The sequence below is a fragment of the Mesorhizobium sp. M7A.F.Ca.AU.002.02.1.1 genome, assembly GCF_003998535.1.
Classification (GTDB): domain Bacteria; phylum Pseudomonadota; class Alphaproteobacteria; order Rhizobiales; family Rhizobiaceae; genus Mesorhizobium; species Mesorhizobium ciceri.
On sequence record NZ_RZPB01000289.1, the window covers coordinates 1 to 7,054 of the forward strand.

General features: G+C 60.6%; 10 protein-coding genes and 1 pseudogene. 2 read left to right on the forward strand and 9 right to left on the reverse strand.

The window, feature by feature from the left end; translation table 11 throughout:
- Positions 1 to 305, reverse strand: a pseudogene (locus EN879_RS18355) (phosphoribosylformylglycinamidine synthase II); the annotation flags it as partial.
- Positions 306 to 424: 119 nt separating this feature from the next.
- Positions 425 to 1,834: a PLP-dependent aminotransferase family protein gene (locus EN879_RS18360; RefSeq protein WP_013532134.1), complete on the reverse strand. Its 1,410-nt coding sequence runs from the start codon at positions 1,832 to 1,834 to the stop codon at positions 425 to 427.
- A gap of 92 nt (positions 1,835 to 1,926) precedes the next feature.
- Here EN879_RS18360 and EN879_RS18365 point away from each other — a divergent pair, with 92 nt between their 5' ends.
- Positions 1,927 to 2,178, forward strand: coding sequence for a DUF1127 domain-containing protein (locus EN879_RS18365; protein WP_063167819.1), 252 nt, complete (start codon positions 1,927 to 1,929; stop codon positions 2,176 to 2,178).
- 76 nt (positions 2,179 to 2,254) lie between these two features.
- Here EN879_RS18365 and EN879_RS18370 read toward each other — a convergent pair whose 3' ends face one another.
- The 7 genes from EN879_RS18370 to purC form a co-directional block, all read right to left on the reverse strand.
- A complete protein-coding gene (locus EN879_RS18370) occupies positions 2,255 to 2,896 on the reverse strand; it encodes a Pr6Pr family membrane protein (protein WP_013532132.1) in 642 nt (213 codons plus the stop codon).
- 3 nt (positions 2,897 to 2,899) lie between these two features.
- Positions 2,900 to 3,307, reverse strand: a complete 408-nt coding sequence (locus tag EN879_RS18375) for a hypothetical protein (RefSeq protein ID WP_063167820.1) — start codon at positions 3,305 to 3,307, stop codon at positions 2,900 to 2,902.
- Positions 3,304 to 3,969, reverse strand: a complete 666-nt coding sequence (locus EN879_RS18380; RefSeq protein ID WP_013532130.1) for a glutathione S-transferase family protein — start codon at positions 3,967 to 3,969, stop codon at positions 3,304 to 3,306. Before EN879_RS18380 ends, EN879_RS18375 begins: the two co-directional genes overlap by 4 nt.
- Positions 3,970 to 4,053: 84 nt before the next feature.
- Positions 4,054 to 4,722, reverse strand: a complete 669-nt coding sequence (gene purQ / locus EN879_RS18385) for a phosphoribosylformylglycinamidine synthase subunit PurQ (protein ID WP_127274165.1) — start codon at positions 4,720 to 4,722, stop codon at positions 4,054 to 4,056.
- A gap of 4 nt (positions 4,723 to 4,726) precedes the next feature.
- A complete protein-coding gene (locus tag EN879_RS18390; RefSeq protein ID WP_063167821.1) occupies positions 4,727 to 5,179 on the reverse strand; it encodes a hypothetical protein in 453 nt (150 codons plus the stop codon).
- Positions 5,180 to 5,422 (reverse strand): phosphoribosylformylglycinamidine synthase subunit PurS, encoded by a 243-nt coding sequence (purS, locus tag EN879_RS18395; protein ID WP_063170213.1) that lies wholly within the window; start codon positions 5,420 to 5,422, stop codon positions 5,180 to 5,182.
- 43 nt (positions 5,423 to 5,465) lie between these two features.
- Entirely contained in the window at positions 5,466 to 6,260 is a 795-nt protein-coding gene (purC, locus tag EN879_RS18400) for a phosphoribosylaminoimidazolesuccinocarboxamide synthase (RefSeq protein ID WP_013532127.1), read from the reverse strand.
- 274 nt (positions 6,261 to 6,534) lie between these two features.
- Between purC and EN879_RS18405 the strand changes: the two genes are divergently transcribed.
- Positions 6,535 to 6,855 carry a DUF1476 domain-containing protein gene (locus EN879_RS18405; protein ID WP_013532126.1) on the forward strand — a complete coding sequence of 107 codons (321 nt, stop codon included), beginning with the start codon at positions 6,535 to 6,537 and terminating at the stop codon, positions 6,853 to 6,855.
- Positions 6,856 to 7,054 lie beyond the last annotated feature (199 nt).

Genomic DNA, 7,054 nt, shown 5'->3' on the forward strand with positions numbered 1-7,054 from the left:
ATGTAGGATGGGTGGTTGTGACTCTCCATCTTGAAGACGACGCAGTCGCCATCGCCGATGTCGACCACGCCAGCATTCTCGCCCGGCCCCTGGATGACCTGAGGTCCGGTGGTCGGCAGCGTGCGCAGCCATTTCTTCGAGGATTTGTAGGAGCAGTGCTCATTCCACATCGCCGAGAAGATGCCGAGTTCGGTGAAGCTCGGCTCGCGCCCGACGAGGTCGAGAATGCGCTGGTACTCGTCGGGCTTGAGCCCGTGTGAGGCAATGAGCTCGGGGGTGATCGGCACGGAATTGGAAATGGTCATGGGCGGCGATTTTTATCCGGGACGTTGGGATTTTGAGTCCCGTCTTATCGCAAGCCTTGCGGCCGATACACCCATGGATTGACGAAAAACGACGGAAAACCGGACAAAGCCACGCAGTGTCAGGAGAAGCTGTCGTAGCCGGCGCGGCCTTCATCGAGAAGTCGCCGGATCACCGCAACGCCTTCAGCGATATCCCCGCGCTGTCTCGGCTGCGAAACGCCGAAGCGGACGCCATGGAAAACCTGCTCGGAACGGCCGGCCTTGAATTCGTCCTCGTCGTCGATCAGCACGCCGTGCTCCAGGCAAGCGTTCTTGAAGGTGCCGGAAAGCCAGGGGTCGGGCAGGGTCAGCCAGACAAAGGGCACCCTGTCATGCGACTTGAAGGCGAAGCCGGCCAAAGTCTCGCGTACGATGGCGATGCGGGCGCTGATTTCGGCGATGCTGCGCTTTCGTATCTCATCCGCCTGACCGGACAGCACCAGCCTTGTATTCACCTCCGCCAGCAGGAAGGGCATGCCGCCGGTCATCATCTTGTGGGCGACGCGGATGCGGTGGCGGTAGGCGGGCGGGCAGGAAAGCCAGCCGCCGCGCACACCGGCTGCGACCGACTTCGACAGGCCGCCCGCGACAATGGTCCTCTCAGGAGCATATTCGGCCAGCAACGGCGTCGGATCATCGGTCAGATTGCCATAGAGGTCGTCCTCGATGAGGACGACATTGTATTCGCGTGCGACATGGGCGATCGCTTCGCGGCGCGCCGCCGACAAGGTGGCCAGCGTCGGATTCTGCGCCGTCGGCATCAGGAAGATCATCTTGGGATGCTTTTGCGCGCAGACGCGCTCGAAATCCTGCGGATCGATGCCTTCATCGTCCGATGCCACCAACGCGGTGCGCCTGCCGATCAAGCCGGCACTGCGGGAAACCTGCGAGTAGGTGAGGTGCTCGAAGGCAACATAGTCGCCAGGCATGGTGAGCGCCGCGATCGCCGCCATCACCGCCGCATGGGTGCCGAGCGTGGGAACGATGGTGTCGGCATCCGGGCGAAAGGAATTGCGCGCCAACCAGCGGGCGCCGGCTTCGTACCATCGTTCGGGGAAATCCCTGGTGTAGCTCGAAATCTCATGCGGATGGTCTTGCGCCGTGCGCGACAGGACACCGGCGACAATGTCGCCCTGGCCGATATCAGGTGCTGCGGTGCTGTCGAAACGCAGCTTGCCTTTAGGCGCATCGATATAGCGCGTGCCTTCGCCGCCGACGTCCGGAGCCGGAAAATCCGGCTTCGCGCGCTGGCCGAGCACATAGGTTCCACGCCCGACCTCGCCGCTCACCAGCCCACGCTCGCGCAGCAATTGATAGGCCCGGCCGACCGTGCCGACGGTGGTGCCGATGTCGTAGGCGAGGTCGCGCTGCGGCGGCAACTTTGCGCCGGCATCGATCACGCCCCGATCGATGTCCGTCTCGATGGAATCCGCCAGCCGCTGATACAGCGGGCCGGAGCCGGCAGTGAGATCTGGAAGCCAATTTGTCATGGTGACAATTTTCTATATTGCACCGATAGATGAGTCAATACATATCAATCGCGTGCCAAAAGGGTACAATTTAGGACTTTGGCAGAAAGAAAATGAATACAATCGTGACAATACGTCATTCGAGCGCTGCATTATCGGCCCAATCGACACGCCCGTCGGCTCAGCGCGGCTTTGTCAGCCGCCTTGTGCGCGTGCTGAGGTCGCTGGCAAGATGGATCGACAACCTGCTGGATCGCCGCCGCAGCCGGTTGGCTCTGCTGGAGATGACCGACGACCAGCTCAAGGATATCGGCGTCACGCGCTGCGACGCCCACCGCGAGGGCATCAGGCCGTTCTGGGACTGACCGTGATCCCAAAAGTGGGAACCGGTTTGGGAAAGATGATGGTCCCGGGAAATCCGGACAGAAGGTCCGCACAGTTCTAACGGACCCTCGACGCCCTGGTGCGTGCAACGGCATGGTCCGCAAGGACGGCGACCACGCACAGCACGAGGAAAAGTCCGGTGATGGCTGCAGCTGAGATGACGACGCTGGTCGCGCCGTTCTTGGCGATGTTCAGGAAAGGGTAGGGCACCTCGCCGGCAAGCGGCGCCCGCACCAGCGCATAGACCAGATAAGCGATGGGATAGATCACCCACCACGAAATGTCGCTCCAGCGTGTCCGGCCGTCGGCGCCCGATATCAGCCACCACAGCACGAACAGCACCGGCGTGACGTAGTGCAGGAGAACATCGCAGAGCAGGAACAGTCCCTGCGGCTGCCAGAGTCGTGCCAGAACCGTTGCGTAGATGATGAAGACCAGTGCGATCGAAACCGCAACGCCGGTGCGCATCCGCGCCCCTGCAAAGGCCGGCAGCCAGGCATAGAAGGTGGGTGACAGCAGCGACGTGTACACCAGCACCGCGCCGATGTTGGTCAGGATGGTGAAGAAGCTGAAGACGAAAATGACGGAGCCAAGCAGGCTGCGGCCTGCTTCCATCGATGCAGGAATGCTGATGCAGAACTGCAGGATGAGCCCGGCCAGACCGATGACCAGCCCCACAATCTGCAGGAACCGGCCCATGGGCTAGGCCGTCGCGGCGCAGGCCGGATTGCCGGCCTGCCAGCGGGAAATGTCGGAGCCGATGCGGGCGCCGAGCGGATCGTTCATCAGCGGTCCGAAGACGTCGACACGGCTAGAATTGCCTTGCGCCTGCACGACCAGCAAAGGTTTGCCGCCATAGTGCTTGGCCGGAACCAGCAGGAAACGCGGCGTGCCGCTGAACGAATTCAGCTCATTGGCCATCTGATACGGTTTGAAGGCCGGGTCCTTGCTGGCGATCCAGCATTTGTGGGCGGCGATCGCCACTTGTTCCATGGCCAGCAGCGCTGCACTTTTGCCCGAGGGAACAGGCGTGCTCTTTGGCGTCGACTGGCAGGATGCCAGCACAAAGCCCGTCGCGGCGACCAGCGCGATCGTCCTCGACTTGATCAAGCGGCACCCATCTCAAGCTCGGACAGGAAGATTTTCAAGCCGTCGGTCATCTCGCCCCACACACGCGACAATGCCGGGTGTTGCGAGGCGATCTGCTGGTAGGCGTCGAATTTGGGATAGGCGTCGAGCAGGTCGTGGCGTCCTGTCATGGCGCGGAAATTGTTGAAGATGAACCGCGTCGGCGTCAGCCAGGCATCGGCGAAGCTGATGTCGTCGCCGAGTGCGAAGGGCCCTTGCGCCATACGGGCCTCGATTGCCGCCAGTCCATGATGCAGGCGGGCGAACTGAGCGTCGATCTCGGCATTGTTGCGCTTCGGCACGGAATGAAGCTCGAAAAGCTTCATCAACGGGGTCAGCACATCGAGATCGGTGATGCGGGCGAACATGCGCACCAGCGCACGGTCCTTGGAATCGGGGGGCAGCAGCGCCGGTTCTGGAAACCGTTCCTCGAGATATTCGGCGATGACCACCGATTCGACGATCGTCTCGCCCGAGCCGGTGATCAGCACCGGAATCCGGTTCATCGGCGAGATGGCGCGAAACTCTTCCGGGATGGGAAAACCGGGCGGCGGCGCGATGATCTTGAGTGGCACGTCCTTGATGTAGGCCAATGCCCGCACGATCGACGAGTAGGGCGACAACGGCCGCGAATAGAGTTTCATGACCGTCTCTCTCCCCAATGAACCAGACTTGCTCCAAAGAGACAGGAATGTCCGGCTGTTTTCAAGCTGTTCGCTTCGATATCGTCAGGCAGCGATGCCGAGGGCGCTCTCGAACAGTCCGCGGCCGTCGGTACCGCCATGAGCTGCTTCGATCAGGTTTTCCGGATGCGGCATCAGCCCGAGCACATTGCCTTGGCTGTTGACGATGCCGGCAATGTCGTTGATCGAGCCGTTGGGGTTGGTGCCCTCGGCATAGCGGAACACCACCTGGCCTTCGCCTTTGAGACGGGCAAGCGTGTCGGCGTCGGCGAAATAATTGCCGTCATGATGCGCGACCGGCGAGCGGATGATCTGGCCCGGCTGATAGCGGCGGGTGAACATGGTGTTGGCATTGGTGATCTCGAGCTTCACCTGCCGGCAGACGAATTTCAGCGAGGTGTTGCGCATCAAGGCGCCCGGCAACAAGCCGGCCTCGACCAGGATCTGGAAACCGTTGCAGACGCCGATGACCGTCACGCCCGCGGCCGCTTTTTCGGCCACTGCCCGCATGACCGGCATGCGCGCGGCGATCGCGCCACAGCGCAGATAGTCGCCGAAGGAAAAACCGCCCGGAATGGCGATCAGATCGACATCGGGGATTTCGGTGTCGGTTTGCCAGACGGTGACCGGCGGTGTTCCCGAAATCTTGGTCAGCGCCGCGATCATGTCGCGGTCGCGATTGAGGCCAGGCAGGAGGACGACGGCGGATTTCATTTTCTTAGTGATTCCCAAACTCGTCTAGGGCGAACCCATATTCGATTGCTGAGTAAATTTCGAGCAGGTACTGCTCTGCAATGTCTTCAACAACCACATATTTCACGCTGAGTGTCTTCAATCGCTCGATCTCTGCCCGAAAAACTTCAACGAAAGCCGGGTCTTTTTGAAGGTCTTTCCTGCCGGAACCTTTGCGATATGTGGGCTTTAGCCCTAGCTTTTGACGAGCGCGTTTGAAGGCATACGCAGCAGAACCATGATCTTGCCGGAGATGGTTCTTTAATCGCTGTGAGAGATTGTTCGTACGCCCGATTCTTTCGGGAGTGCCATCCTCCAAGAATAAATACACACCCGGCTCTGGTGGAAATTTATCCAGAAAGCCACGGGCTATTGCATCGTCGAGTCGGTGGAATAGCTCCACAACGTTGCTTGCATGTTTTGCAAAGACTGAGTTCAATCAGCCTATCTCCACCGCGTAATTCTCAATCACCGTATTCGCCAGCAGCTTGTCGCACATGGCCTTGAGGTCGGCTTCGGCCTTGGCCTTGTCGCTTTCCGCCAGCTCGACGTCGAACACCTTGCCCTGCCGCACCGTGCCGACGCCGCCGAAGCCCAGGCCGGACAATGCGTGTTCGATCGCCTTGCCCTGCGGGTCGAGCACGCCGTTCTTGAGGGTGACGGTAATGCGGGCCTTGATCACGCTGGACATGCTCCTGTTCTGATTATCGGGTCGCAAACCGCGATCAGTGCGGCTTGCCTTTGAGGCCGTCGGTCGAGGCGACGAGCACCGGGCCGGTCGGGCGCGGCGGCTCGTTCTCGTTCATGATGCCGAGGCGGCGGGCAACTTCCTGGTAGGCCTCGACGAGGCCGCCCATGTCGCGGCGGAAACGGTCCTTGTCGAGCTTGTCCTGCGTCGCCACGTCCCACAGGCGGCAGGAGTCCGGCGAGATCTCGTCGGCGACGACGATGCGCATCATGTCGCCTTCGAACAGGCGGCCGCATTCGATCTTGAAGTCGACGAGCTGGATGCCGACGCCCATGAACAGGCCGGAGAGGAAGTCGTTGACGCGGATCGCCAGCGCCATGACGTCGTCGATCTCCTGCGGGCTCGCCCAGCCGAACGCGGTGATGTGCTCTTCCGACACCATCGGGTCGTCGAGCGCGTCGGCCTTGTAATAGAATTCGATGATCGAGCGCGGCAGAACGGTGCCTTCCTCGATGCCGAGCCGCTTGGACAGCGAACCGGCGGCGACATTGCGCACCACCACTTCGAGCGGAATGATCTCGACTTCCTTGATCAGCTGCTCGCGCATGTTCAGACGGCGGATGAAATGGGTCGGAATGCCCATGCGGTTCAAATGGTTGAAAATATACTCGGAAATGCGGTTGTTGAGGACGCCCTTGCCGTCGATGACCTCGTGCTTCTTCTTGTTGAACGCGGTTGCATCATCCTTGAAGAACTGGATAAGCGTGCCCGGTTCGGGTCCCTCATAGAGTATCTTGGCCTTGCCTTCATAAATGCGGCGGCGATTTTTCATCTGATTTTTCTCTGGGGTTCCGGACAGGCGGTATCAGACCATTTCCTGTCCGTCTGCCTGAAATAGTGCGGCTACGGTAGGGTTCAATGCCGGGTCTATCCCAATCACATCGTTTGCTCAATCGGCAAATCCTTCCAATCAACCGCTTTCGGGACTGAAATGCCGCAGCGCAGCATGCGATGAAGCATATTGACCGGCCCGCGACCTTTTGGTTTGTGCTTTGACAACGCACATATTCACCGCCAACGAATCGAATTTGACCCGGAGGGACGCCATGAGCAGCATGAAAGACCGTGAAGAGGGCTTTGAGCGTAAATTCGCATTCGACGAGGAGCTTCGGTTCAAGGCCTCGGCGCGCCGCAACAAGGCGCTCGGCCTGTGGGCCGCCGAAAAGCTCGGAAAGTCCGGCGCCGATGCCGACGCCTATGCCAAGGAAGTGGTTATCTCCGACATCGAGGAGGCCGGCGACCACGACGTGTTCCGCAAGATCCGCGGGGATTTCGACGCGGCCGGCGTCGAGCAGTCGGACCACCAGATCCGCCGCACCATGGACGAACTGATGGCGCAGGCGATCGAGCAGATCAAGAACACCTGATCCGGGCCATGCGCTGATCCCGCGGCCATACGCTGGACCAATCGACCGCCCGGCCTATCCGGGCGGTTTTTCTTTGCCTTTGCCGCCGTTTCCGGCTGAAACTGCGGTCGCTAACAAGGAAAGAGTTCATGTCCCTGAAGTCCCGCCTCGCGGCCGATGAAACGTTGTTCACCGCATGGTCCGGTGTGCCGGATGCCTG